Source organism: Streptomyces sp. NPDC003379 (assembly GCF_053589195.1).
Genome location: NZ_JBSFRK010000006.1, coordinates 42873 through 67935, shown reverse-complemented (window position 1 = coordinate 67935; position 25063 = coordinate 42873). Strand labels below are relative to the sequence as shown.

The window sequence follows — 25063 nt, the reverse complement described above, 5'->3', positions numbered from 1 at the left end:
AAGCGGTGTGGGTCGTGAGGGAATCGCACCCGCGGTGCTTGGCACTCATTGTTTTGCTGGTCTTGCTGGCCGTTCTCACATGCCAAACAGCTAAGGTGCGCGGGGCTTCCAGAGTCTCACCAAAAAGTTTGACGGTCAACACGATCACGCCCCGTATTGGCGGGCGGCCCGGGGGCGCGCGGCCTTCGAACGGGCGGCGCGGCTTCTCCTTCGGGGCCCTGGGGGCGTGGAGATCATCCTTACTCGGGGAGCCTGCCACGACAAGCCGTTCTTGGCAACCACCAGGTCTTTTCTGCCCCAGGCAGTTGCCTGAGACACCCGCACGGGGCCGTCGCGCGACCCGTCCGGTGACGTCCGCCCGGGTCACGGTCAGCGGATGGCGAAGGTCTCGTATATGCCACGTGGTGTGTCCCAGATCTCTGTGACTCCGTCGACCCGGCCGGGTGTGTCGCCCTCGCGAAGCCAGTCGAGCAGTTCCTGGCAGCCGGCGCGGGGCCCTTCGGCGACGACTTGCACGCGGCCGTCCTCCAGATTGAGAGCAAAACCACTCAGGCCGCCGATCTCCAGCGCCTTGGCCCGCGTGAACCAGCGGAAACCCACGGCCTGTACGCGCCCTCGTACCCAGGCGGTGAGTCGCACTTCTTCATTCATGGGTGCACGCTAACCGGCCAATTGCTCTGGGAGCACTTCGTCCCCATAGGCCATCGCGTACAGTCGCGACTCGATGAACTCACCCGTATGGGTGAGTCACGTTGATCATAAACGTTGATCACGGAAATCGATCATAAAGATCGTGGAGAACGAAAGGCCAGGAGATGGGACGCCACCGACGCTCCGGCGCTGGGCGGGCCGCCGCCACCCCTGAGAACCACCCGGGGTCGGTGTCGCACCGCCGCGGGGGCCGGTCCGGCCGGGCCTACGCCCCGGTGCGCACGGGTCTGCTCGGCGTCTCCGCGGCCGTCGCGATGGGTGCCGTAGCGGTCGCCTCGGGCGTACTGCCCGGCAGCGACGGCTACCGCCTCGACCGCGCCGACGAGCCCGGCAAGGCGCACTCCGCGAGCGCTCCCGCCGAGGTCGACCCCCAGGGTGGCTCGGGCGGCGGCGCCGACCGCGGTGAGCCGTCGCCGAGCCGTGGCACCGGCCGCACCGAGGCCCCGAAGCCCACGCCTTCGAAGGCCGACCCGAAGCCGTCGAAGACGCCCTCCCGGAAGCCGTCGTCCCGGGCGCCGAAGCCGGACACCGACAGGACGTCAAAGCCGACTCCCTCTCGTACGCCTCGTCCGCCCGAGGAGAAGCCCAAGGCTCCCCCCGCGAGCACGCCGTCGCCGTCCGGCGAGAGCGCGGCCGAGGCCGCGGTGCTCACGCTGGTCAACGAGGAGCGGGCCAAGGTGGGCTGCCGCCCGGTGACCGCCGACAGCGGGCTCGCCGCGCTGGCCGGCCGGTTCAGCTCGGACATGGCCGAGCGCGGCTTCTTCGACCACACCGACCCGGACGGCGCGACGCCGTGGGACCGCGCCGAGAAGGCCGGCATCCCGGATCTGGGCGGCGAGAACATCGCCCGCGGCCAGGCCGACGCCCAGTCGGTGATGGACGCCTGGATGAACAGCACCGGCCACCGCGCCAACATCCTCAACTGCGACTACAAGACCATGGGCGTCGGCGCGCACTTCGCGCCGGGCGGCCCCTGGTGGACGCAGGACTTCGGCTTCTGAGCCGCTCTCCCCCGCACAGCGCTGACTTCTGGTCAGCGCTGTGCGGGAGTACGGTGTCCGCATGGATTCCACGGACCTGGCGTACGACGTGTTCTCCCGGCAGTGCCCCTCGCGGAGCACGCTGGAGCACGTCACGGGACGCTGGGGCGCGCTCACCCTCGGCGCGCTGTACGACGGCACGTTCCGCTTCAACGAGCTGCGCCGCCGCGTCGACGGCGTGAGCGAGAAGATGCTCTCCCAGACCCTGCACGCGCTGGAGCGCGACGGCCTGGTGCACCGCGACGCGCAGCCGACCAACCCGCCGCGCGTGGACTATCGGCTCACCGAACTGGGACGGGAGATCGCCGAGCGGCTGCTGACCCTCATCCGCTTCGTGGAGGGCCGGCAGGGCGATGTGCTGAAGGCGCAGGAGCGTTACGACGCCACACGCGGCGCCCTCTGACAGCTCGGGCAGAAGTAGCTGGACCGGTTCATCCAGGGGCGGCGGCGGATCGCGGTACCGCAGCGGCGGCAGGGCAGGTTCTCGCGGCCGTAGGCGTCCAACGACCGCTCGAAGTACCCTGATTCGCCGTTCACATTGACGTAGAGGCTGTCGAAGCTGGTGCCTCCGACGGCGAGCGCCTCGTTCATGACATCCCGTACGTGGCCGAGGAGTTCGGCCGTGCGTGGGCGGGTGAAGGTGGCGGTGGGCCGCTCGTAGTGCAGCCGGGCCCGCCACAGCGCCTCGTCCGCGTAGATGTTGCCGACGCCGCTGATCAGCGACTGGTCGAGCAGGGCCCGCTTGATCGTCGTACGGCGGCGGCGCAGCGCGAGGTGGAAGGCGTCGTCGTCGAACGCGGCGTCGAGCGGGTCGCGGGCGATGTGCGCGATGACGTCCGGCAGCCCGTCGGCGGTGTTGTCGTGCAGCGAGAGCCCGCCGAAGGTCCGCTGGTCGACGAAGCGCAGCTCGGTGCTCTGGACGTCGTCGAAGCGGACGCGGATCCGCAGATGCTTCTCGTCCGCGGCGTCGTGCGGCTGGACCAGGAGCTGGCCGCTCATGCCGAGGTGGGCGAGGATCGACTGCCCGGAGTCGGCGAGCGGCAGCCACAGGTACTTGCCGCGCCGCTGGGCGAGCCCGATCCGGTGCCCCTTCAGACGGGCACCGAAGTCCTCACCGCCCGCGAGATGCCGCCGCACGGCACGCGGGTGCAGCACCCGCACATCGGCGACGACCCGCCCGCTGACCCAGCGCTCCAGGCCACGGCGGACGACTTCGACTTCGGGCAACTCAGGCATGGTTTCCTCCAGCACGATGCCGGCCGCCCCGTGGGGGCGACCGGCATCAAAGGACAGACGGCCGTCAGACCGAGGGGGTGTCGGCGATCCCCCCGGACTGCGCGGCAGCGACAGCGGCTTCCGCCGCCTTGATCCGCTCGTCCGCCGCGGCGCGGATCGCGCGCCACGCGGACTCAGCGGCTTGCTGCTCCGCTTCCTTCTTGCTGCGGCCGGTGCCGGTGCCGTACGAGACGCCTCCGACGCGGGCGGCAGCAGTAAAGGTCTTCTCGTGGTCGGGGCCGCTCTCCGTGACGAGGTACTCGGGCACGCCGAGGCCCTCCGTCGCGGTGAGCTCCTGGAGACTGGTCTTCCAGTCCAGGCCCGCGCCCAGGTTCGAGGACTTTTCGATCAGCGGGTCGAAGAGCCGGTGCACCAGCTCACCCGCCGCGTCCAGACCCTGGTCCAGATAGACCGCGCCGATCACCGCTTCGAGGGTGTCGGCGAGGATGGATGCCTTGTCCCGGCCACCCGTACCCTCTTCGCCCCGGCCGAGCCGGATGAAGGAGCCGAGTTCGAGGCCGCGGCTGACCTCCGCCAGCGCACGCGAATTGACCACCGCGGCCCGCAACTTGGCCAGCTGGCCTTCGGGCAGGTCGGGGTGGGTGCGATACAGCGTGTCCGTGACGACGAGGCCGAGGACGGAGTCACCGAGGAACTCCAGACGCTCGTTCGTCGGCAGGCCGCCGTTCTCGTACGCGTACGAACGGTGGGTCAGCGCACGCACCAGAAGGGCGGACTCGAGCTTGTACCCGAGCCGCCCTTCCAGAAGCGTGTGGGACGAGGCCGTTGTCTCCGCCAATTTCTTGGCGTCTTCCGCCTTCTTGGGGCTAGACACGGTGCCTCTCACCAGCCGCTCAGACCTCGAGGACCTGGCGCTTGTTGTAGGTGCCGCAGCTCGGGCACGCGATGTGCTGCTGCTTGGGCTCCTGGCAACGCTCACACGAAACCAGGGTGGGGACCGCAGCCTTCCACTGCGACCGGCGGTGGCGCGTGTTGCTGCGCGACATCTTCCGCTTCGGAACAGCCACGGCTACTTCTCCTGCTTCTCGTCGACGCCCGCATCGCCGGCGCCGCTCATCTCGTCCTTCTCGCCGTCCTGGATGGTCCCGGCGAGTCCCTGCAGTGCCGCCCAACGAATGTCGACGGCGTCGTGGTGGTGGTCCGGGTCGTCCGCGAGCCGTGCCCCGCACTGGGAGCACAGGCCCGGACAGTCGTCCTGGCACACCGGCTGCATCGGCAGTGCGAGCACCACCGCATCACGCAGCACAGGCTCGAGGTCGAACATGCCGTCCTCGAGATAGAGCCTGCCCTCGTCTTCCTCGGCGTCGTCGGCCGGTTCCGCGGTGCGGCTCCGGTCGTCGGCGTCAGGGTACGAGAACATCTCCTGGAAATCCGCGTCGAGCTGCAGCTCTAGCGGCTCCAGACACCTTACGCACTCCCCCTCGGCCGATGCACGGGCGGTGCCTGTGACAAGCACCCCTTCCATGACCGACTCAAGGCGGACCTCCAGCTGGACCGGGGCGCCCTGCGGCACTCCGATGACCCCTTCGATGCCGAAGGCGCTCGGCGGACCGGGCGCCTCGATCTCACGGGTGAGCCGCTGCAGCGCACCGGGACGCCGACCCAGCTCGTGTGTGTCGAACACGAGAGGGTTGCGGTGGTCAAGGCGAGCACTCAGGGCTTTTCCTGCTTTCGAATCCTGGAAGTTCATGAGGAGGGGGCCGCCTCACCGATGCGTCACACATGACGCTGGGGCGGGCAGCCCGAGCCGCGGACGTATGCGCGACCGAAGAGCCAGGATACTGGACCTTTCGCTCACGGCCCAATCCGGCCCGGTGTCCTCTCCTGGCGCCCCTGCTCGTACTGGCGCAGCTGTTCGGCGCTGATCATGGTCGTGTCGAAGAGGCTGGCCTCCTCCAGCGCCGCGGGTGCCTCGTACTGGGGCTGCTCGTAGCTCTGCTGCGCGTATCCGTACTGGTGCTGCTGCTGGTCCTGGTGCTGGTACCCGTAGGGGTCCTGCTGGCCGTACGGCTGCTGGTACGCGTACTGGTCCTGCTGCTGGTATCCGTACGGGTCGGGCTGCTGGGGCGGCTGCTGCGGGGCGTACGGCGGGGGCTGGGGCGGCTGCTGCGGAGGCGGGGCCTGCTGGGGTGCCGGAACCCGCGGGGGTGCCGGGGCGGCGGCCGGGTCCGCGAGGTCCGCCAGGAACTCGGCGTCGGTGGTGTGGCCCTGCGTGGTGGCGCCCTCGCCGAGGGTGCCCAGCTCGTCGGCGGGGGCCCGGCCGTGCAGGGTCTGGCGGCCGCGGCCGACCGCCTCCAGGGTCTTGGCGAGGACCGCCTCGAAGGCGCCGAGTTTGGCGTCGACGTACGCGTCGGCGTTGCGGCGCAGGGTCTCGGGGTCGTGGCTGCGCTCGGGGGCGTCCTCGTCCTCGTAGCCGTGCTCGTCGAGGCCGGGACCGGTGCCGAGGAGCTTCTCGCGGCCGCGGCCGACCGAGCCGAGGGTCTTGGTGAGGACGACCTCGAAGTTGGCCAGCTTGCTGTCCACGTAGTCGTCGGCCTCGACGCGGACCTCCTCGGCGGCCTGGCGGGCCTCGGCGAGGATGCGTTCGGCCTCGCCCTGGGAGCGGCGGGCGACCTCCGTGTCCGAGATCAGGGAGCCACGCTCGGCGTGCGCGCCCTCGATGATCCGCTCCGCCTCCTGGCGGGCCTGCTCGACCAGCTGCTCGCGGCCGCCGATCAGCTCCTGGGCCTGGGCGAGGGAGCCGGGCAGGGCCTGGCGCACCTCTTCGAGCATCGAGAGCAGATCGGCGCGGTTGACCACGCACGAGGCCGACATGGGCATGGACCGGGCGCTGCCGATCGCCCGGACGATCTCGTCGATCTTCTTCTGCACGTCCACCGTGTGCTCGCCACTCTCTACAGCTGGTTGGGAGACGGACGGGACGACTGTAAGGCCAGGGGACGCCCGCCCGACAGCTGGTGACGAGGTGTCAGTACACCTGCGGGTGGGTCACTTCTCGCCCAGGCGTTCGACGAGGGCCTCGTGGACCACCGGCGGCAGCAGGTGCGCGACGTCGCCGCCCCAGGCGGCGACCTCCTTGACCAGCGAGGAGGAGAGGAAGCTGTAGGTGGGGTTGGTCGGGACGAACAGCGTCTCGACGCCCGAGAGGCCGTTGTTCATCTGGGCCATCTGGAGCTCGTAGTCGAAGTCGCTGACCGCGCGCAGGCCCTTGACGATGGCCGGGATGTCGCGCTGCTTGCAGAAGTCGACGAGGAGGCCGTGGAAGGACTCGACCTCCACGTTGCCGAAGTCGGCGGTGACCTGGCGGATCAGCTCGATCCGCTCCTCGATCTCGAACAGGCCCTTCTTCGACTGATTGATCATCACCGCGACGTGCACCACGTCATACAGCTTGGAGGCGCGGGCGATGATGTCGAGGTGTCCATTGGTGATGGGGTCGAAAGACCCCGGACAGACGGCGCGGCGCAACGTGAGTCCCTCGCTCTCCGGTCCGGTCATGGCGCGATCACTGAGTCGTCGCACGTAGAGGCGGCGCGACCGTACCAAAACGTCCCTTCGCCGTAGCGACGGGACCTGAGGGCCTCGAAACCCTCCGGCCAGCCGAAGACACCGCCTCTTGTACTGCGTTCAACGGTGACGAGCGCGTCGTCCGTGAGCCAGCCTTCCGAGCGGAGTGTGAGCAGTATCTCCCGAAGATCGTCATCGGTGACGGCGTAGGGCGGATCGAGAAACACCAGGTCGTACGGGGTGGAGGGCGTCCCTTGCTGGACGATCTGGGCTGCTTTGCCCGCTCGTACCTCGGCGCCGGGCAGACCGACCGCCTTCACGTTCTCCCTGATGGTGCGGGCCGCCCTGGCGTCGGCCTCGACGAGCAGGGTGTGCGCGGCGCCACGGGAGAGGGCTTCCAGGCCGACGGCGCCGGAGCCCGCGTACAGATCGAGTACGCGCGCCCCGTCGAGCGTGCCCTGGAGGGCCTGCCAGGTGGAGAAGAGGCCCTCGCGCGCGCGGTCGGACGTGGGGCGGGTGCCGTTCCCTGGCGGGACGGCGAGGCGGCGTCCGCCGGCCGCACCGGCGATCACGCGGGTCATCTGTGTCCTTCTGGCTGGGCGGTGGTCCCCCCACGATATGGCGTGCGCGGGCGTCAGCCCTTGTCACCCCTTGTCGAGGTACTGCTCGCGCTCGGCGTCGAGCAGGGCGTCCAGGGCGGTGCGCAGCTCCGGCAGGTGCTCCAGGTCGGGGTCCTTCGCGACGACCGTGACCGCCTCCTCGCGGGCGGCGGCGATGACCTCCTCGTCCTCGATGACCGCGAGCATGCGCAAGGAGGAGCGGACGCCGGACTGGGCCTGGCCGAGCACGTCGCCCTCGCGGCGCTGCTCCAGGTCGATGCGGGAGAGCTCGAAACCGTCGAGCGTGGAGGCGACGGCGCCGAGGCGGGCGCGGGCGGGACTGGCCTCGGGCATGTCGGTGACCAGGAGGCACAGGCCGGGGGCGGAGCCGCGGCCGACGCGGCCGCGGAGCTGGTGCAGCTGGGAGACGCCGAAGCGGTCCGCGTCCATGATCACCATGGCGGTGGCGTTCGGGACGTTCACCCCGACCTCGATGACCGTCGTCGCGACGAGCACCTGCGTCTCGCCCGCGGCGAAGCGGCGCATCACGGCGTCCTTGTCGTCGGGCTGCATGCGCCCGTGCAGGACCTCCACCCGCAGGCCGCTCAAGGGGCCCTGGGCGAGCTGCTCGGCGACGTCGAGGACGGCGAGCGGGGGGCGCTTCTCTGCGGTGGCCTCTTCCTCGGCCTTCTCGGTCTTCTTCTTGGCCTTCTTCGGGGCGTCGCCCTCGTCGCCCTCGTCGCCGATGCGCGGGCAGACCACGTACGCCTGGTGTCCCTTCTCCACCTCTTCGCGCACGCGCTCCCACGCGCGGGCGAGGAAGTGCGGCTTGTCCTGGGCGGGCACGACATGGCTGGCGATCGGTGAGCGCCCGGCGGGGAGCTGGTCGAGGACGGAGGTCTCCAGGTCCCCGAAGACCGTCATCGCGACCGTGCGGGGAATGGGCGTGGCCGTCATGACCAGGAGGTGCGGGGGCTGCTTGCCCTTGCCGCGCAGGGCGTCGCGCTGCTCGACACCGAAGCGGTGCTGTTCGTCGACGACGACCAGGCCGAGGTCGTGGAACTGCACCTTGTCCTCGATCAGCGCGTGCGTGCCGATGACGATGCCGGCCTCGCCGGTGACCAGGTCGAGCAGGGCCTGGCGGCGGGCGGCCGTGCCCATGGAGCCCGTGAGCAGCGTGACCTTGGTGGCCTGCTCGGCGCCACCGAGCATGCCGCCCTCGGCGAGCTCGCCCATCATCTCGACGATCGAGCGGTGGTGCTGCTGGGCGAGGACTTCGGTGGGCGCGAGCATCGCGGCCTGTCCGCCCGCGTCCACGACGGCGAGCATGGCGCGCAGGGCGACCATCGTCTTGCCCGATCCGACCTCTCCCTGGAGGAGGCGGTGCATCGGATGCTCGGTCGCGAGGTCGTCGAAGATCTCCTTGGAGACCTTCTCCTGGCCTTCGGTTAGCGTGAAGGGCAGCTTGGCGTCGAAGGCGTCGAGGAGGCCGCCGTCCTTGGGACGGCGGGCGACGGCGGGCAGTTGCGCGTCCGCGTACCGCCGCCTGGCCAGGGCTACTTGGAGGACGAACGCCTCGTCCCACTTGAGGCGGTCGCGGGCGGCGGCGATGTCCGCCTTGGAGTGCGGGCGGTGGATCTTCAGGAGCGCTTCGGGGAGCGGGATCAGGGCGCGGCCCTCCCTGAGGGCGGGCGGCAGCGGGTCGAGGGCCTCCTGGGCGCTGGGCAGGACCGTCTCGACGGACTTGGTGATCTTCCAGGACTCCAGCTGCTTGCAGGCCGGGTAGATCGGGATGAGCGCGCCCGCCCAGCTGTCCACCGCGTCCGGGTCGCCGCCGCGCAGCAGTTCGTACGCGGGATGGGCGAGCTGGAGGCGGTGGTTGAAGACGGAGACCTTGCCGGCGAACATCGCGCGGGTGCCGGGCAGCAGCTCCGTGTGCGGCTTGTGCACGCCGCGGCCGAAGAAGACCAGGCGCAGCTCGCCGCTGCCGTCGGTGATGGTGACTTCGAGGCGCTGGCCCTGGCCCCGGGGTGCCTTGGGTGACTTGAACGTGTGCAGGCGCGCGGTCGCGACCTGGGCGACCACCGTGACGTGCTCGTCCAGGGGGAGGTCGGCGAGGCGGGTCAGCTCGCCCCGCTCGGCATACCGCCGGGGGTAGTGGTGCAGAAGGTCGCCGACCGTGTGCAGGTCGAGATGCTCGGCCATCACCTTCGCGGTGGCGGGACCGACCACTTTCTTCAGGGGTTCTTCGAGCGCGGGCACGAGATCCATTGCACACCACGCCACTGACAATCCGCCGCAGGTCCCCCGGATCGACCGTTCGCAGGCGGCGCTACTCCACGCCGATCAGCATCAGCGCGGACTGGCGGCCGCCGCGGTAGACGACCGTGTCGACGGCCAGGTACGTCTTGCGCACATGCTTCTCCAGCCGGTCGGCGACGGTGTCGGGCACCGATTCGCCGAGCACGAGCGTGACCATCTCGCCGCCCGCCGACAGCATGCGGTCCAGGACGGAGGCTGCGATGTGGGCGACCTCCGAGCCGATCACGGCGACGTCGCCGTCGATCAGGCCGAGGACGTCGCCGGCCTGGCAGATGCCCGCCATGGTCCACGACTGCCGCTCGGCGACGGTCAGTTCGCCGTAGCGGGTCGCGCCGGCCGCCGATGTCATGGCGACGACGTCCTCGTCGAAGCGGCGGTCCGGCGCGTGCACGGCGAGGGCCGCGATGCCCTGGACGGCGGAGCGGGTGGGGATGAGGGCGACGCGCACGCCTTCCGTACGGGCCTGTTCCGCCGCGGCGGCCGCGGTGTGGCGCAGCTCGGCGTCGTTGGGCAGCAGGACCACCTCGCGCGCGTGCGCCCGCCGGATGGCGTCGACGAGCTCGCCGCTCGCGGGCGGCTCCCCCACGCGCGTGGGCACGGTGGTCGCCCCCGCCTCGGCGTAGAGCCCGGCGAGCCCTTCGCCGGGTACGACGGCGACGATGGCCCGCTGCGTACGTTCCCGGGGCGGCTGCGCGGTGGTGTGCGCGTCGCCCGCTCCGAAGTGGGTGATGCGGATGCGGTGCGGGCGGCCCGCCTCGACGCCCGCCTCGACGGCGGCTCCCGCGTCGTCGACGTGTACGTGGACGTTCCAGAGCCCGTCGCCGCCGACCACGACGAGCGAGTCGCCGAGCCCGTCGAGCCGGGACCGCAGGCGAGCCACCGCGCTGTCTTCGGCCTCCAGGAGGTAGATCACCTCGAACGCGGGCCCGCCCCCGTCGGCCGCCGGGAGGTCGTCGCACTCGGTATCGCACTCGGCGTCGCACTCGGCGTCCGCCACGCGCGCGTGGCGGCTGTCGGCCGACCTGTGCGCCACCGTCTCGCCCGACAGCGCCCCGACGAGGGCCCCGAGCACCGCGACGAGGCCGCGCCCTCCGGCGTCCACCACTCCGGCCCGCCCGAGGACGGCGAGCTGCCGAGGTGTGTCGTCCAGGGCGGCGCAGGCGCCGTCGTACGCGGCTCGTGCCACGGCCTCGCAGTCGGCGGCGCCCCCGGCCGCCCCGGCCGCCGTGGCCGCGGCGGTGGCCACCGTCAGGACGGTGCCTTCGACGGGGTGCGCGACGGCTTCGTACGCGGACTCCGAGGCCCTTCTCAGGGCGAGCGCCAGGGTCCGCCCGTCGGCGTGATCCGTGTCACGGGCGTCAAGGGCTTCACGGGTGTCTCGGGCGTCGTCGCTGTCGGGGCCGCCGAGGATCTGCGCCATCCCCCGCAACAGCTGCGACAGGATCGTGCCCGAGTTGCCGCGGGCCCCGATGAGCGCCCCGTGCGCCATCGCGCGCACGGTCTCGGCCAGCGAGGGAAGGTCCGGGTCATGGCCCGTGAAGGCCGCGTCGACCGCCTGGGACGCCGACTCCACCGTCAGATAGAGGTTCGTGCCGGTGTCCCCGTCCGCGACCGGGTAGACGTTGATGGAGTCGATCTCCTCGCGGGCCCTGCCGAGGGCGTCCAGAGCCAGTCGGCACCAGGCGCGCACCGCGACCGCGTCGAGGTTCTGCGGCACCTGTTCGCCTCCTTGACCATCCGGAATGGACGCAGCGTAGACCCAGGGTGAACACGGGGCCCGGGGCGGGGGCCGGGCGAGCCGTGGTAGTTTCGTTGTACCGAAGCAGTCGTTGTATGCTGCTCCGGTTGCCCGATACTCATCGGGACATTCCTCCTGGCAACGCCACTTCGATCATTGCACTGATCTCGGCATGCCGGGATTAACCGTAAGTGCATCTGAAGTCTTTGGAGTGACCCGTGGCTGCCAACTGCGACGTCTGCGGCAAGGGGCCGGGCTTCGGCAACAACATCTCGCACTCGCACCGCCGTACGCCCCGTCGCTGGAACCCGAACATCCAGCGTGTGCGTGCCGTGGTGAGCGGGACGCCGAAGCGCCTCAACGCCTGCACCTCGTGCATCAAGGCCGGCAAGGTCTCGCGCTGACGTCAGCGCGGCCACCTAGCTGGTTGCTGAATCAGCCGGCTCCCCTCGGGGAGCCGGCTTTTTCGTGCGCCCACGCGCGTAGCCGCCTGTCAGAATCTGGCGGATGCGCTTCGGCATTCTCGGTCCCCTCGACATACGCTCCCGCGACGGCGTCCCCCTGGACCCCGGCGGACCGCGCCCCCGCGCGCTGCTCACCCTGCTGCTCCTGGACGCGGGGCGTGCCGTCTCCGTGGAGCGGCTCATCGACGGGCTCTACGGGGACGAACCGCCGGCGGGCGCCGCGAACGCCCTGCAGTCCCAGGTCTCCCGACTGCGCAAGCGTCTGGGGCTTGACATCGAGGCCCTCCCCACGGGCTACCGTCTCGCCGTCTCCCCGGAGGACGTCGACCTGCACCGCTTCGAGCGCCTCGCCCGTGAGGGACGCCGGGCGCTCGGCTCCGGGGACCACGCCGGGGCCGCCGCGCTTCTGAGGGAGGCGCTCGGCCTGTGGCACGGCCCTGCCCTCGCCGACCTTCCGGACGCCCATGCGTCCGTCGCCCGTCTCGATGAGCTGCGGCTTGCCGCCACGCGGGACCGCGTCCAGGCTGACCTCGCGCTGGGCGGCGGCCCCGAACTCGTACCGGAGCTGCGCGAGCTGACCGCCGCGCATCCGCTGAGCGAGCGGCTCCACGCCCAGCTCATGCGGGCGCTGCACGCGGCGGGGCGGCCCGCGGAGGCGCTCACCGCCTACGAGGACGCCCGGCGCACCCTCGCCGACGAACTGGGCGCCGCCCCCTCGGCCGAGCTGTCCGCGCTCCACCTGGAGCTGCTCCAGGGCCGGGAGCCGACCCGGCAGCGGGGAGTGCCCGCGCAGTTGACGCGGTTCATCGGGCGGGCCGACGAGCTCGCGCGGATCGGCGCCCTGCTGCCCGGGGCCCGGCTCGTCACGCTCACCGGGCCGGGCGGCGCGGGCAAGACGCGGCTGGCGATCGAGGCCGCCCGCGCGCTGCCCGACGTCTGCTACGTGGAGCTGGCGCCGCTCGCCGAAGGGGCCCAGGTGACGTACGCGATCCTCACCGCGCTCGGGGTGCGGGACGGCTTCCACGCGCCGGGCGGCGACACCGCCGAGCGGTTGCTGTCCGCGCTGCACGGCCGTGAGCTGCTGCTCGTCCTGGACAACTGCGAGCACCTCGTCGACGAGGCGGCCCGGGTCGCCGGGCTGCTGCTCGGGGCCTGCCCCGGTGTGCGCGTCCTCGCCACCAGCCGGGAGGGGCTCGGGATCACCGGCGAGGTCCTGTGGCCGGTGCCGCCGCTCGACGCCGGACCCGCGGCCCGGCTCTTCGCGGACCGGGCGGCCGCCGTACGGCCCGACCTGGAAGGACTCGGCGCCGGGGACGGTGAACGGCTCGTCGCCGAGATCTGCGCGGCCCTCGACGGGCTGCCGCTCGCCATCGAGCTGGCCGCCGCCCGGCTGCGCACACTCACCCTGGACGAGCTCGCCGCCCGCCTCGGCGACCGCTTCCGGCTGCTCTCGCGCGGCGACCGCACGAAGGCACCGCGCCACCGCACCCTGCACGCGGTCGTGGAGTGGAGCTGGGAGCTGCTCGACGACGAGGAGCGGGAGCTGGCCCGCCGCCTGACGGTGTTCTCCGGAGGCGCCACCGCGGCCGCCGTGGAGGCCGTCTGCGGGATCCCGTATCCGGAGGATCTGCTGGCCTCCCTCGCGGAGAAGTCGTTCCTCGACGTGGCCGACGGGCGGTACGGCATGCTGCGGACCATCCACGCGTTCTGCGCCCGGCACCTCGCCGAAGCGGGCGAGGAGGACCGGTTGCGGGCCGCGCACGCCGCGTACTTCCTGGACCTGGCCGAGCTGGCCGAACCGCGGCTGCGCGGACGCGAGCAGCTCCCCTGGCTGGCGGGGCTCGCCGCCGAGCACGGCAATCTGGACGCCGCGCTGCGCCATCTGACCGGCACCGACCCGCATGGCGGGCTCCGGCTGATGGCGGCGCTCTCCTGGTTCTGGCGGCTGCGCGGCCTCTACGGAGAGCGGACGCTCCTCGCCCGCGAACTGCTCGACGCGGTGGGCACCGAGCCTCCGAAGGATCTCGCCGAGGAGTACGTCCTGTGCATGATCAACACGATCGCGGGCGACGGCGCCGATCCCACGGAACCGGAGCGCCTCGCGCGCGCGGACGGCCTGCTCGCGGAGTTGCAGGGACCTCTGCGGCTGCCGCACCTCGTGGTGCTCTGGTCGGTGGCGGGCGGCCCCGCGCGCGCCATGGAGGACCGGGTACGGGCCCAGGTCGGCGACCACCCCTGGAGTGTGGCTCTCCTCGACCTCGGCCGGGGCTTCCAGGAGCTGTTCGCGGGCCGCGCCGACGCGTCCGAGACGGCGTTCGCCCACGCCCTCGCGGGTTTCCGGACGACAGGGGACCGCTGGGGCATGGCCAACTGCCTCGATCCGCTGGGGATGTTCGCCGACTGGCGGGGCGAGCGGGAGCGGGCCCTTGGGATGCTGGACGAAGGTCTCACGTACGTACGCGAGTTGGCCGCCCCCGAAGAGACCGCCGATCTGCTGCACCGGCGCGGCACGGTCCTGCTGCACGCCGGCGACTTCGAAGGCGCCGCCGCCCATTACGCGCACTCGGCGGCCCTGGCCCGCACCACGGGCGTGCCCGACAAGGTGGCGACCGCGCGGCGCGGCCTCGGGGACGTGGCGCGGCTCTCCGGAGACACGGCACGCGCGCGTGAGCACTACGAAGCGGCTCTGGAGGCGTGTGCCGCCAACTGGTTCAGCCTGGGCGAGAGCGTGCGGACCCTGGTGGGGCTCGGCCGTACCGCGCTCGCCGAGGCCCGTTCCACGGAGGCGGCCGACTGGTTCGAGCAGGCCCGCGTCCTCGCCTCGGACACCGGTGAACTGGCCGAGGTCGCCGAGGCGTTGGCGGCCGTCGCCCCGTGCCCCGAGGAGGCCGCCCGGCTTCTGGGCGCCGCCCACGGTCTGCGCGGCACTCTCATCGCCGACGACCCCGATGTCGTACCCGTGGAGCGGTCGGCGCGTGGGCGGCTCTCTCCGGAGGCGTACGAGAAGGCCTTCGAGCGGGGTCGGGAGCTGCGGTCAGCGGCGGTAAGGGGACGGTAGGCGGACGGTCAGCGCCCACCCCGAAGCTCGTGGCATGACGACAGCGACGAGCACGACACAGACCGCCACCCACAGCCTCGCCCACCTGGACGTCCTGATCTCCGGGGCCAGCGTCGCGGGCCCCGCGCTCGCCCTGTGGCTCTCCCGCTACGGCGCGAACGTCACCGTCCTTGAGAAGGCGCCCGCCCTGCGCGAGGGCGGCTTCGCGGTCGACTTCCGCGGCGACGTGCACCGGACCGTGCTGCGGCGCATGGGCGTCTGGGACGAGATCCACCGCCGCCAGACGCACATGGGCCGCCAGACCATCGTCGAAGCCGACGACAAGGAACGCGTGGATCTGCCCGCGTTCCTGATGAGCGGCGATGTGGAGATCTTCCGCGGCGATCTCTCCAAAATCCTGTACGAGCGCACCCGGGACCGCGTGGAGTACGTCTTCGGGGACTCCATCGCCTCGCTGACCGAGGACTCCGAAGGCATCGACGTGACCTTCGACCACGGCGCTCCCCGCCGCTTCCACCTCGTCGTCGGCGCCGACGGTCTGCACTCGCACACGCGCCGCCTCGTCTTCGGTGACGAGTCCCGGTACCTGCGGTTCCTCGGCTACTACGTGGCGGGCTTCGACCTGCCCAACCGCCTGGGGCTGGACCGCACCGCCCGCATCTACACCGAGCCCGGCCGCACCCTCATGATCAACAACTACGACGGCGACCCGGAGAGGGCGGGCGCGGCCCTGGTCTTCGGGTCCGAGCGGCTCGCGTACAACCGCCACGACGTCGGCCGGCAGAAGGCGATCCTCGCCGAGAAGTTCGCGGGCATGGGCTGGACACACGCCGCACAGGTCCTGGAGGGCCTTGAGGGCGCCGAGAACCTCTACTTCGACGCCATCGCGCAGATCCACGTCGACAGGCTCTCCGAGGGCCGTGTGGTGCTCCTGGGGGACGCGGGGTACGGCGCCACGATGGGCGGCATCGGCACGGGTACGGCGCTGGTCGGCGCGTACGTCCTGGCCGGGGAGCTGGCCGCCGCGCGGGGCGACCACCGGGTCGGCTTCGCCGCGTACGAGGCGGAGATCAGCGCCTACGCCAAGGGCTGCCAGAAGATCTCGGGCAACGCGGGCCCCTTCCTCGCCCCGCCCTCACAGAAGAAGATCCGCAGCCGCGACCGCGCGTACCGCCTGCTCGGCTCCCGCCTCCTCGCGGGCTTCTTCAAGAGGCTGACGGAGAAGGCCGCGAGCGATCTCACGCTCAAGGACTACGCCCGGCAGCCCGCGGAGGGCTACGCCTCCCTGAACCGCCAGCCGTGATCGACCGGCCCGATCCCCCCGCCGAACGCGAACCCGGCGGCGATCGCCCCGGTGACGTACTCCTTGGCCGACGCGACGGCCTCCGGAACGCTCCGTCCCTTCGCCAGCTGCGCCGCGATGGCGCTGGCGAGGGTGCAGCCGGTGCCGTGCGTGTGGCGGTTGTCGTGGCGCGGGGCGCGCAGCACGTGCTCCTCGGAGCCGTCGGTGAGCAGGTCCACGGCGTCGCCGCGCAGATGGCCGCCCTTGATGAGCACCCACTTCGGGCCGTACGCGAGGACGGCGGCGGCCGCGCGCCGCATGTCGTCCTCGGAGGTGACCTCGACGCCGGTGAGCTGGGCGACCTCGTCGAGGTTGGGCGTGGCGAGGGTGGCCACCGGCAGCAGCTTCGTGCGTACGGAGTCCAGGGCGGAGGCCGCGAGCAGCGAGTCGCCGTGCTTGGAGACGCCGACCGGGTCGACGACGGCGGGCGCGTCGGTGCCCGCGAGCAAGTCGGCGACGGTCTCGACCAGTTCGGCCGAGGCGAGCATGCCGGTCTTCACGGCCTGTACGCCGATGTCGTCGACGACGCTGCGGTACTGGGCCCGCACCGCCTCGGCCGGCAGCTCCCAGAACCCCTGCACGCCCAGCGAGTTCTGCGCGGTGACGGCCGTGACGACGCTCATGCCGTGCGTACCGAGGGCCAGCATCGTCTTCAGGTCGGCCTGGATGCCCGCGCCGCCCCCGGAGTCTGAGCCGGCGACGGTGAGCACCCGCGGGGGCGGGGTCACTCCGCGTCTCCGTTGTCCCCGAAGTGGTCCCAGCCCTTGCTGGTCCAGGGGGCGCCGTCCACGGTCACCTGGGGCAGCGCCGAGGGGTTGAGGACCTCGCCGATGACCTTCCAGCGGGCGGGCAGCTTCACGTCGGGCGGGAAGGTCGCCACGATCGCGTGGTCCTCGCCGCCGTTGAGCACCCACTGGAGCGGGTCGACGCCGACGGCCTGGCCGATGTCGTTCATCTGCGAGGGCACGTCGACGTCTCCGGAGCGGATGTCGATGCGTACCTTGCTCGACTCGGCGATGTGGCCCAGGTCGGCGATGAGCCCGTCGCTCACGTCCGTCATGGACGTCGCGCCGAGACCGGCGGCCGCGGGGCCCGCGTGGTAGGGCGGCTCGGGCCTGCGGTGGGCCTCCACGAAGGCGCGCGGCGAGCGGAAGCCGCGGGAGAGCACCGCGTGCCCGGCGGCCGACCAGCCCAGCCAGCCGGTGACGGCGACGACATCGCCGGGCTGCGCGCCCGCGCGCGTGACCGGCTCGTGGTTGCGCAGATCGCCGAGAGCGGTGATCGCGACGGTGATGGTGTCGCCGCGGACGACGTCGCCGCCCACGACGGCCGCGCCCGCGACCTGGCACTCGTCCCTGAGGCCGTCCATCAGCTCGATGGGCCAGCTGGCGGGCAGCTCGGCGGGGACGACCAGGCCGAGCAGGAGCGCGGTCGGCACGGCGCCCATGGCCGCGATGTCGGCGAGGTTCTGCGCGGCGGCCTTGCGGCCCACGTCGTAGGCGGTGGACCAGTCACGGCGGAAGTGCCGCCCCTCCAGGAGGATGTCGGTGCTCGCCACGACCCTGCGGTCCGGAGCGGACACGACCGCGGCATCATCGCCAGGACCGAGCCGTACGGCCGGAGTCGAGGTGAGCCGCGAGGTGAGCTCTCTGATGAGCCCGAACTCCCCCAACTCGCCCACGGTTCCCTTCACCGAGTCTCACCATGCCCTTTCACGCTGCCCGGCCCCCGGTCGCGAGCCGTCACTGTCGTCGGTACGGTCGACGTGAGCGTCGACTTGTGCTGTCCGTCCGCCACGATGTGCGCGCCACAGCTCGCCCGGGTCTCCCCGTGGCGAGTGGCGACGCGGTACCGTTGCGTCTCTTTCCCCCACATGATCCTCGTCGCCGCCCTGGAGGTTCCGTGGTACAGGCGTACATCCTGATCCAGACAGAGGTCGGCAAGGCGTCGACCGTCGCCGAGCTGATCGGCAAGATCCCCGGAGTGATCCAGGCCGAGGACGTGACCGGTCCCTACGATGTCATCGTGCGCGCACAGGCGGACACGGTGGACGAGCTCGGCCGCATGGTGGTCGCCAAGGTCCAGCAAGTGGACGGCATCACCCGAACTCTGACCTGCCCGGTCGTGCACTTGTAGCCCCCGTCTACCCTGACCCGGTGAACATCGCTCGTCTCCGGCGCCGCTGCCTCATAGGAACGTCCGCTCTCGCCCTGTCGATCACGACGGCGGCCTGCTCAGCTACGGACGACGGGGCGTCGGTGGTGGTTCCGTCCCCGGACGCGAAGGCCGCCGGGCTCTGCCGGGACCTGCACGAGCAGCTCCCGAAGGAAATCGACGGGTTGGGGCGCACCGACCCCGGACCGAAGTCGGAGTTGACCGCCGGGTGGGGAGACCCGGCGATCATACTGCGCTGCGGGGTGGAGCGGCCCCCCGAGATGATTGATCCCGCGTATGCCGAGAAGAACGGCGTGCGGGTGAACGGCGTCGCCTGGCTTCTGCAGAAGCGCGACGACGGCTCGTACACCTTCACCACGGGGGCACGGCTCGCCTACGTGGAGGTGACGCTGCCCGAGGAGCGCACGGGGGACGGCCTCGGCCCGCTCACGGACTTCGCCGCCCCCATCAAGAAGACCGTCCCCAAGGGAATCGCCTGACCCCGTAGGCCCGTGGTCCCGTGGGCCGGTACGCCCGTAGGGACGCGTCAGCGCAGCCCTGTCGAGCGGTTCAGCGCCGCCTGGATGAGGCGGTCCACCAGCTCCGCGTAGCCGACGCCGCTCTTCTCCCACATCTGCGGGTACATCGAGATGGGCGTGAAGCCCGGCATCGTATTGATCTCGTTGATCACGAACCGGCCGTCCTCGGTGAGGAAGAAGTCCGCGCGCACCAGGCCCTCGCAGGACGCCGCCTCGAACGCCTCGACCGCGAGCCGCTGGATCTCCGCGGTCTGCTCGGGCGTCAGCGGGGCGGGCACGATGCCGGGCGTCGAGTCGATGTACTTCGCGTCGAAGTCGTAGTAGTCGTGCGCCTGCACCGGTGGGATCTCGGCCGGGACGCTCGCGCGCGGGCCGTCCTCGAACTCCAGGACGCCGCACTCGATCTCACGGCCGCGGAGGAGCGCCTCGACGAGGATCTTCGGGTCGTGGCGCTGGGCCTCGGCGATCGCCTCGTCGAGGCCCTCGAAGGAGTCGACCTTCGTGATGCCGATCGAGGAGCCCGCGCGCGCGGGCTTGATGAACAGCGGCCAGCCGTGCTCGCCCACGAAGTCCGCGACGCGCTGCCGGGCGCCCGCCTCGTCCTGGCTCCACTCGCGCGGGCGGATCACCAGGTAGGGGCCGACGTTCAGCCCGAAGGACGTGAACACCCGCTTCATGTAGTCCTTGTCCTGGCCGACGGCCGAGGCGAGGACACCGGAGCCGACGTACGGCACTCCGGAGAGTTCCAGCAGGCCCTGGAGGGTGCCGTCCTCTCCGTAGGGACCGTGCAGCATGGGGAAGACGACGTCGACCTCGCCGAGTGCCTTGGGCACGGAGCCGGGCTCGCTGTAGACGACCTCGCGGTTGCCCGGGTCGAGCGGCAGTACGACGCCGCCCTCCATGGAGTCGACGATCTCGGCGACGCTCGGCATCCTGCGGTCGGTGATGGCCATCCGCTCGGGCTCGTCCGCAGTCAGCGCCCAACGGCCGTCCGTGGTGATACCGATGGGCAGGACGTCGTACTTGGTGCGGTCGATGGCGCTCAGGATGGCGCCGGCCGTCACCACGGAGATGCCGTGCTCCGAGCTGCGGCCGCCGAACACGACGGCCACGCGCGGCTTGCGGAGCGGCTTCTCGGAGCGCGCCTCGGGGCTCGCTTCAGGGCTCAGGGGGAGGTTCTCGCTGCTCATATCGCGTTGAGCGTACCCGCTGCCCGAAAAACAGTCAGCGACGCTCGGGCTTCGCGCTGCGCGACATGAGCTCCTTGAGGGCCACCACCGGGGGCGTGCCGTCGTGGACGATGCCTACGACGGTCTCCGTGATGGGCATGTCGACGCCGTGCCTGCGGGCCAGATCCAGCACCGACTCACAGGACTTGACGCCCTCGGCGGTCTGCTTGGTGACCGCGATGGTCTCCTCCAGGGTCATGCCCTTGCCGAGGTTGGTGCCGAAGGTGTGGTTGCGCGAGAGCGGCGAGGAGCAGGTGGCCACCAGGTCACCCAGGCCCGCGAGGCCGGAGAACGTCAGCGGGTCGGCGCCCATGGCGAGCCCGAGGCGGGTGGTCTCGGCGAGGCCGCGCGTGATGAGCGAACCCTTGGCGTTGTCGCCGAGACCCATGCCGTCCGCGATGCCGACGGCGAGGCCGATGACGTTCTTGACGGCGCCGCCCAGCTCGCAGCCGACCACGTCCGTGTTGGTGTACGGGCGGAAGTACGGCGTGTGGCAGGCCCTCTGGAGACGCTGGGCGACCGCTTCGTCCCGGCAGGCGACCACGGCGGCCGCGGGCTGCCGGGCGGCGATCTCGCGGGCGAGGTTGGGGCCGGTGACGACGGCGACGCGGTCGCCCGGCACCTTCGTGACGTCGCCGATGACCTCGCTCATGCGCATCGCGGAACCCAGCTCGACGCCCTTCATGAGGGAGACGAGGACGGTCTCAGGAGCCAGCAGCGGCGCCCACGCGGCGAGGTTGCCGCGCAACGTCTGCGAGGGCACGGCGAGGACGGTGAAGTCGGCGCCCGCGGCGGCCTCGGCCGGGTCGGTGGTCGCCCTGAGGTTCTCGGGGAGTTCGACGCCGGGGAGGTAGTCCGGGTTGGTCCGCGTGGAGTTGACCGCGTCGGCGAGTTCGGCGCGACGGCCCCACAGGGTGACGTCGCACCCCGCGTCGGCGAGCACCATGCCGAATGCCGTACCCCAGGAGCCCGTTCCGAAGACGGCGGCCTTCACGGAACCTGCCGAGTTCACGGGGTTCGTCACTTGCTGTCCTCCGAGGTGCTCTGGGTGGGGCTCTGTGTGGTGCTCTGGATGGGGCTCTGTGTGGCGTTTTCCGCGGTGCTCTGTGTCGTGCCCCCGGTGCCGCTCCGAGCGGCGTTGCGGGCCGCCGCCTTGCGTCGCTGCTCCAGCCGTGCCCGGCGCGGATCGTACGGCCGGTCGGGGGCCTTCTCGCCCCGGATCTCCTCAAGGAGCTCGGTGATCGCGGCCATGATGGCCTCGGTCGCCTCGCGGAGCACCTCGGGCGTCGGCTCCTTGCCGTAGAAGCGCGACAGGTCGACGGGGGCCCCGGCCTTCACCTGAAGGGTCTTGCGCGGGAAGAACGAGGGCTTCTTGCTGTACGGCGGCAGCGCGAGGTTGGCGCCCCACTGCGCGACGGGGATCACCGGGCACCTGGTCTCCAGAGCGACCCGCGCGGCACCCGACTTGGCCGTCATCGGCCACATGTCGGGGTCCCTGGTGAGCGTGCCCTCGGGATAGAACGCGACGCACTCGCCGCGCTTGATGGCGGCGACCGCTGCACGGAAGGCGTCGAGCGCGTTCGTGGTCTCGCGGTAGACGGGGATCTGGCCCGTACCCTTCATGACCCGCCCGACAAAGCCCGCCTTGAAAAGACCGTCCTTTGCCAGGAAACGCGGCACCCTGCCGGTGTTGTACTGGAAGTGTGCGTACGACAACGGGTCGATATGCGAGTTGTGATTCACCGCCGTGATGAAACCTTCGTCGGCCGGAATGTGTTCCATTCCACGCCAGTCCCGCTTGAACAGAACCACCAGCGGCGGTTTTGCGATGACCGCCGCCAGGCGGTACCAGAAGCCGATTCTGCGGCGGGACACGCGGACACCTTCCTCCATGAGCCTGTCGGCCGCACAAGTGTCGCCCAGGCTGCCGGTCTGTCGAGAACACCGTACGCCCACCCGTCTCCCACCACCGCCCTTGCGACGAGGCGCTATGCGCCGCACCCTTTCGACCCGTCTCCCACCACCGCCCTTGCGACGAGGCGCTATGCGCCGCACCCCTTTCGACCCGTCTCCCACCACCGCCCCTGCGACAAGCGGGCCACAATAGGCCGACGACAAGGACGGAGCGCCCGTGCAGTGGACCCTGGTCATACCCCTGAAACCGCTGGCGCGCGCCAAGAGCAGGCTTACCGCCACCGCCGGCGACGGTTTGCGCCCGGGCCTCGCCCTGGCGTTCGCGCAGGACACCGTGGCCGCCGCGGTGGCGTGCCCGGCGGTACGGGATGTGGCGGTCGTCACGGACGACGCTCTCGCGCGCCGCGAGCTGGCGGCGCTGGGCGCCCGGATCGTCCCGGACGAACCGGGAGAAGGCCTGAACGCCGCCCTCCGGCACGGAGCGGCGGCCGTACGCGCCGAACGGCCCGAAGCGTCCGTCGCCGCCCTGAACGCCGATCTGCCTGCGCTGCGCCCCATGGAATTGGCCCGCGTCCTTGACAAGGCCGCTCCATTTCCCCGCGCATTTCTGCCGGACGCCGCCGGAATCGGGACGACACTGCTGACCGCGGTGGGCGGAATGGAATTGCGCCCCGCATTCGGCACGGCGTCCCGCGCTCGGCACACGGCGTCCGGTGCCGTGGAACTGACGCTCGTCGGCGTCGATTCCGTACGCCAGGACGTGGATACCGGAGAGGACCTGCGCGCCGCCCTCGCGCTGGGCGTGGGTCCGCGCACCACGACGGCCGCCGCCAGGCTGCTCATCGCCGACTGAGTACGCTGCTTCCATGCAGGCGACCGCGTATACGTACGACTCCGAGACCCGCAGCGGCAGCGTGCTGCTCGACGACGGCACTCCGGTGCCCTTCGAGGCCCCCGCGTTCGACGCGGGCGGGCTGCGGCTGCTGCGGCCGGGCCAGCGGGTGCGGATCGAGGTCGACGGCGAGGGCGCGGCGCGCCGCATCACCTTGGTGACGCTCCAGACGTTCTGAGACCGGGTCGAAGACGTTCCGAGCCGGGCCGAAGACGTTCCGAGGCCGGATCGAAAGGCGTCCCGTGGCGTTCCGTGGACACACGACGCGGGCCGGGCTCCCCCGTGGGAGTCCGGCCCGGCGCGTGAGTGCCCTGTGCCCTTACTTCTTGCGGGCGGTGGCCTTCTTGGCGGTCGTCTTGCGCGCCGTGGACTTCTTGGCGGGCGCCTTCTTGGCCGTGGCCTTCTTCGCCGGCGCCGTGGTCTTCTTCGCCGGCGTGGCCTTCTTGGCGGCCGGTGCGGCCTTCTTGGTGGTGGTCTTCTTGGCCGCGGCCTTCGTCGCCGTCGGCGTCGCGGTGGCCTTCTTGGCGGTGGTCTTCTTCGCCGTCGCCGTGGCCTTCTTCGCCGTCGCCGTCGTCTTCTTCGCCGGCGTGGCCTTCTTGGCGGCCGGTGCGGCCTTCTTCGCGGCCGCCTTCTTGGCGGTGGTCGCCTTCTTGGCCGCGGCCTTCTTGACCGTCGCCGAAGCACCGCCGGTCAGGCTGCCCTTGGGGGCCTTCTTGACCGCGACGTCGTTCTTCGGCAGCTTCTTCGAGCCGCTCACCAGGTCCTTGAAACCCTGGCCGGCGCGGAAGCGCGGCACCGAGGTCTTCTTGACCCGCACACGCTCCCCGGTCTGCGGGTTGCGGGCGTAACGGGCCGGGCGGTCGACCTTCTCGAACGAGCCGAAGCCGGTGACCGAAACACGGTCCCCGCTGACCACGGCACGGACGACGGCGTCCAGTACCGCGTCGACGGCGTCGGCGGCCTGCTGGCGGCCTCCCACCTTGTCGGCAATCGCTTCTACGAGCTGCGCCTTGTTCACGTCTTCCCCTTCGGAGACATTGCCGGGAGCGAAATACTCCGGCTTTTTCGCACGTTAGGCAGATATATACCGCAAATCAAACACGAAACGGCCTAATCACCCTTGTGCCGCAACGAACTGGCCCATCTCGGAGTTCCTCGAAGGCCCGTTGAGGCTTGAGGCTCAGGTGTCTTCGGGGAATCGGCCCTCGTCAGCTTCGTCGAGGGACGCCATCAATCGCTCCAGACGCCTTGCCGCATCGGCGAGATCGTGTTTGGCCGCGGCCGTAATGACCAGCAGCTTCCGGGTCAGCGCCATCCGTACGCCCTCCGGGACTTGCAGTGCACGCACTCGTGAGTGCGCTTCCTTCAGTTGGTCGGCGACGAGCCTGTAGAGCTCGAGTTGGCTGTCGCGTCCCATGCACCGATTGTGCCATCTGGGGCGAGTTGTCGCCTCCGCAGGGGGTAACTACCGCCGTTCACCGCCCTCATGAGGGTACCCGGTCCGGCCGAGTACAAGGGGATTTCCGGCCTCTTCTTCCGTCCGAATCAAGGGAGTTGAGTCCACCCGTTCAGGTCATCGGGCACCTCTCGGGACCCACACACAGAAGTACCCCCAACCGTCCACGATTGGGGGTACATCAGGGCGTTGCGGTTGTTGCGCGGTGTCAGACCCGCGCGGTCCGCGGCTTGTACGCGGGGCGCCCGGTCTCGTACGCGGCGATGTCCGGCTCGTTCCGCAGCGTGATGCTGATGTCGTCCAGGCCGTTCAGGAGCCGCCAGCGGGCGTTCTCGTCGAGTTCGAAGTCGGCGGTGATGCCCTGCGCGCGGACCTGGCGGTCCTGGAGGTCGACGGTGACCTCGGCCTGCGGGTCGCTCTCGGTCAGCTCCCACAGCGCGTCCACGACCTTCTGGTCGAGTACGACGGTGAGCAGGCCGTTCTTCAGCGAGTTGCCGCGGAAGATGTCGGCGAAGCGGGAGGAGACGACCGCCTTGAAACCGTAGTTCTGCAGGGCCCACACGGCGTGCTCGCGCGAGGAGCCGGTGCCGAAGTCGGGTCCGGCGACCAGGACGGTGGCACCCTGCCGCTCGGGCCGGTTGAGGACGAACTTCTCGTCCTTGCGCCAGGCCTCGAAGAGCCCGTCCTCGAAGCCGTCCCTGGTGACCTTCTTCAGCCAGTGGGCGGGGATGATCTGGTCGGTGTCGACGTTGCTGCGGCGCAGCGGAACGGCCCGGCCGGTGTGGGTGGTGAATGCTTCCAT

Annotated in this window: 27 protein-coding genes; 9 read left to right on the top strand and 18 right to left on the bottom strand. The window is 71.0% G+C overall.

Features of this window, described 5'->3' with window-relative positions:
- Nucleotides 1–369 precede the first annotated feature (369 nt).
- Nucleotides 370–651, bottom strand: a complete 282-nt coding sequence (locus ACWDVB_RS07710; protein WP_451515777.1) for an acylphosphatase — start codon at nt 649–651, stop codon at nt 370–372.
- 164 nt (nt 652–815) lie between these two features.
- On the opposite strand from ACWDVB_RS07710, the gene ACWDVB_RS07705 reads away from it, so the two are divergent.
- Nucleotides 816–1712 (top strand): CAP domain-containing protein, encoded by an 897-nt coding sequence (locus ACWDVB_RS07705; RefSeq protein WP_451515776.1) that lies wholly within the window; start codon nt 816–818, stop codon nt 1710–1712.
- 61 nt (nt 1713–1773) lie between these two features.
- Nucleotides 1774–2154: a winged helix-turn-helix transcriptional regulator gene (locus ACWDVB_RS07700; protein WP_451515775.1), complete on the top strand. Its 381-nt coding sequence runs from the start codon at nt 1774–1776 to the stop codon at nt 2152–2154.
- Here ACWDVB_RS07700 and mutM read toward each other — a convergent pair.
- The 9 genes from mutM to ACWDVB_RS07655 form a co-directional block, all read right to left on the bottom strand.
- A complete protein-coding gene (gene mutM, locus ACWDVB_RS07695; RefSeq protein ID WP_451515774.1) occupies nt 2127–2987 on the bottom strand; it encodes a bifunctional DNA-formamidopyrimidine glycosylase/DNA-(apurinic or apyrimidinic site) lyase in 861 nt (286 codons plus the stop codon). The two genes, ACWDVB_RS07700 and mutM, sit on opposite strands and share 28 nt — an antisense overlap.
- Nucleotides 2988–3051: 64 nt before the next feature.
- Complete coding sequence (rnc, locus tag ACWDVB_RS07690; RefSeq protein ID WP_451515773.1) at nt 3052–3873, bottom strand: ribonuclease III; 822 nt, start codon at nt 3871–3873, stop codon at nt 3052–3054.
- 7 nt (nt 3874–3880) lie between these two features.
- A complete protein-coding gene (gene rpmF, locus ACWDVB_RS07685; protein ID WP_026165248.1) occupies nt 3881–4054 on the bottom strand; it encodes a 50S ribosomal protein L32 in 174 nt (57 codons plus the stop codon).
- A gap of 2 nt (nt 4055–4056) precedes the next feature.
- On the bottom strand, nt 4057–4737 hold the full coding sequence (locus ACWDVB_RS07680; RefSeq protein ID WP_451515772.1) for a YceD family protein: 681 nt from the start codon (nt 4735–4737) through the stop codon (nt 4057–4059).
- Nucleotides 4738–4841: 104 nt separating this feature from the next.
- Nucleotides 4842–5924 (bottom strand): cell division initiation protein, encoded by a 1083-nt coding sequence (locus ACWDVB_RS07675; RefSeq protein ID WP_451515771.1) that lies wholly within the window; start codon nt 5922–5924, stop codon nt 4842–4844.
- A 111-nt stretch (nt 5925–6035) separates the two neighbouring features.
- Nucleotides 6036–6515, bottom strand: a complete 480-nt coding sequence (gene coaD, locus ACWDVB_RS07670; protein ID WP_451515864.1) for a pantetheine-phosphate adenylyltransferase — start codon at nt 6513–6515, stop codon at nt 6036–6038.
- 26 nt (nt 6516–6541) lie between these two features.
- Nucleotides 6542–7135 (bottom strand): 16S rRNA (guanine(966)-N(2))-methyltransferase RsmD, encoded by a 594-nt coding sequence (rsmD, locus tag ACWDVB_RS07665; RefSeq protein WP_451515770.1) that lies wholly within the window; start codon nt 7133–7135, stop codon nt 6542–6544.
- Nucleotides 7136–7198: 63 nt separating this feature from the next.
- The gene (gene recG, locus ACWDVB_RS07660; RefSeq protein WP_451515769.1) at nt 7199–9424 is read right to left on the bottom strand and encodes an ATP-dependent DNA helicase RecG; all 2226 of its coding nucleotides are present in this window, start codon (nt 9422–9424) and stop codon (nt 7199–7201) included.
- A 61-nt stretch (nt 9425–9485) separates the two neighbouring features.
- Nucleotides 9486–11192, bottom strand: a complete 1707-nt coding sequence (locus ACWDVB_RS07655) for a DAK2 domain-containing protein (RefSeq protein WP_451515768.1) — start codon at nt 11190–11192, stop codon at nt 9486–9488.
- A gap of 239 nt (nt 11193–11431) precedes the next feature.
- On the opposite strand from ACWDVB_RS07655, the gene rpmB reads away from it, so the two are divergent.
- From rpmB to ACWDVB_RS07640, 3 genes are all read left to right on the top strand, one after another.
- The gene (gene rpmB, locus ACWDVB_RS07650) at nt 11432–11617 is read left to right on the top strand and encodes a 50S ribosomal protein L28 (protein ID WP_016642993.1); all 186 of its coding nucleotides are present in this window, start codon (nt 11432–11434) and stop codon (nt 11615–11617) included.
- Between the two features lie 103 nt (nt 11618–11720).
- On the top strand, nt 11721–14735 hold the full coding sequence (locus tag ACWDVB_RS07645) for a BTAD domain-containing putative transcriptional regulator (RefSeq protein WP_451515767.1): 3015 nt from the start codon (nt 11721–11723) through the stop codon (nt 14733–14735).
- Between the two features lie 34 nt (nt 14736–14769).
- Entirely contained in the window at nt 14770–16038 is a 1269-nt protein-coding gene (locus tag ACWDVB_RS07640; protein WP_451515766.1) for an FAD-dependent monooxygenase, read from the top strand.
- Here the strand turns inward: ACWDVB_RS07640 and thiD are convergent.
- Both thiD and ACWDVB_RS07630 read right to left on the bottom strand, forming a co-directional pair.
- The gene (gene thiD / locus ACWDVB_RS07635; RefSeq protein WP_451515765.1) at nt 16011–16805 is read right to left on the bottom strand and encodes a bifunctional hydroxymethylpyrimidine kinase/phosphomethylpyrimidine kinase; all 795 of its coding nucleotides are present in this window, start codon (nt 16803–16805) and stop codon (nt 16011–16013) included. The two genes, ACWDVB_RS07640 and thiD, sit on opposite strands and share 28 nt — an antisense overlap.
- Nucleotides 16802–17770, bottom strand: coding sequence for a thiamine-phosphate kinase (locus tag ACWDVB_RS07630; RefSeq protein WP_451515764.1), 969 nt, complete (start codon nt 17768–17770; stop codon nt 16802–16804). Before ACWDVB_RS07630 ends, thiD begins: the two co-directional genes overlap by 4 nt.
- 209 nt (nt 17771–17979) lie before the next feature.
- On the opposite strand from ACWDVB_RS07630, the gene ACWDVB_RS07625 reads away from it, so the two are divergent.
- Nucleotides 17980–18213: an Lrp/AsnC family transcriptional regulator gene (locus tag ACWDVB_RS07625; protein ID WP_016642988.1), complete on the top strand. Its 234-nt coding sequence runs from the start codon at nt 17980–17982 to the stop codon at nt 18211–18213.
- 20 nt (nt 18214–18233) lie between these two features.
- Nucleotides 18234–18731 (top strand): DUF3515 domain-containing protein, encoded by a 498-nt coding sequence (locus ACWDVB_RS07620; RefSeq protein ID WP_451515763.1) that lies wholly within the window; start codon nt 18234–18236, stop codon nt 18729–18731.
- A 47-nt stretch (nt 18732–18778) separates the two neighbouring features.
- Here the strand turns inward: ACWDVB_RS07620 and ACWDVB_RS07615 are convergent, their stop codons facing one another.
- Genes ACWDVB_RS07615 through ACWDVB_RS07605 form a run of 3 tightly spaced genes read right to left on the bottom strand, consistent with a single transcriptional unit; the run spans nt 18779 to nt 21874 of the window.
- The gene (locus tag ACWDVB_RS07615) at nt 18779–19960 is read right to left on the bottom strand and encodes a D-alanine--D-alanine ligase family protein (protein ID WP_451515762.1); all 1182 of its coding nucleotides are present in this window, start codon (nt 19958–19960) and stop codon (nt 18779–18781) included.
- A 34-nt stretch (nt 19961–19994) separates the two neighbouring features.
- Nucleotides 19995–21023, bottom strand: coding sequence for an NAD(P)H-dependent glycerol-3-phosphate dehydrogenase (locus ACWDVB_RS07610; protein ID WP_451515761.1), 1029 nt, complete (start codon nt 21021–21023; stop codon nt 19995–19997).
- Entirely contained in the window at nt 21020–21874 is an 855-nt protein-coding gene (locus tag ACWDVB_RS07605; protein ID WP_451515760.1) for a lysophospholipid acyltransferase family protein, read from the bottom strand. The genes ACWDVB_RS07610 and ACWDVB_RS07605 overlap by 4 nt, the downstream gene beginning before the upstream one ends.
- A gap of 256 nt (nt 21875–22130) precedes the next feature.
- Here ACWDVB_RS07605 and cofC point away from each other — a divergent pair, with 256 nt between their 5' ends.
- Complete coding sequence (gene cofC, locus ACWDVB_RS07600) at nt 22131–22766, top strand: 2-phospho-L-lactate guanylyltransferase (protein ID WP_451515759.1); 636 nt, start codon at nt 22131–22133, stop codon at nt 22764–22766.
- 13 nt (nt 22767–22779) lie between these two features.
- A complete protein-coding gene (locus tag ACWDVB_RS07595; protein WP_451515758.1) occupies nt 22780–22983 on the top strand; it encodes a hypothetical protein in 204 nt (67 codons plus the stop codon).
- A 141-nt stretch (nt 22984–23124) separates the two neighbouring features.
- On the opposite strand, the gene ACWDVB_RS07590 is transcribed toward ACWDVB_RS07595, so the two are convergent.
- From ACWDVB_RS07590 to leuD, 3 genes are all read right to left on the bottom strand, one after another.
- A complete protein-coding gene (locus tag ACWDVB_RS07590; RefSeq protein WP_451515757.1) occupies nt 23125–23823 on the bottom strand; it encodes an HU family DNA-binding protein in 699 nt (232 codons plus the stop codon).
- A gap of 162 nt (nt 23824–23985) precedes the next feature.
- Nucleotides 23986–24222: an SCO5555 family protein gene (locus ACWDVB_RS07585; RefSeq protein ID WP_223776996.1), complete on the bottom strand. Its 237-nt coding sequence runs from the start codon at nt 24220–24222 to the stop codon at nt 23986–23988.
- A 247-nt stretch (nt 24223–24469) separates the two neighbouring features.
- A complete protein-coding gene (leuD, locus tag ACWDVB_RS07580; RefSeq protein ID WP_451515756.1) occupies nt 24470–25063 on the bottom strand; it encodes a 3-isopropylmalate dehydratase small subunit in 594 nt (197 codons plus the stop codon).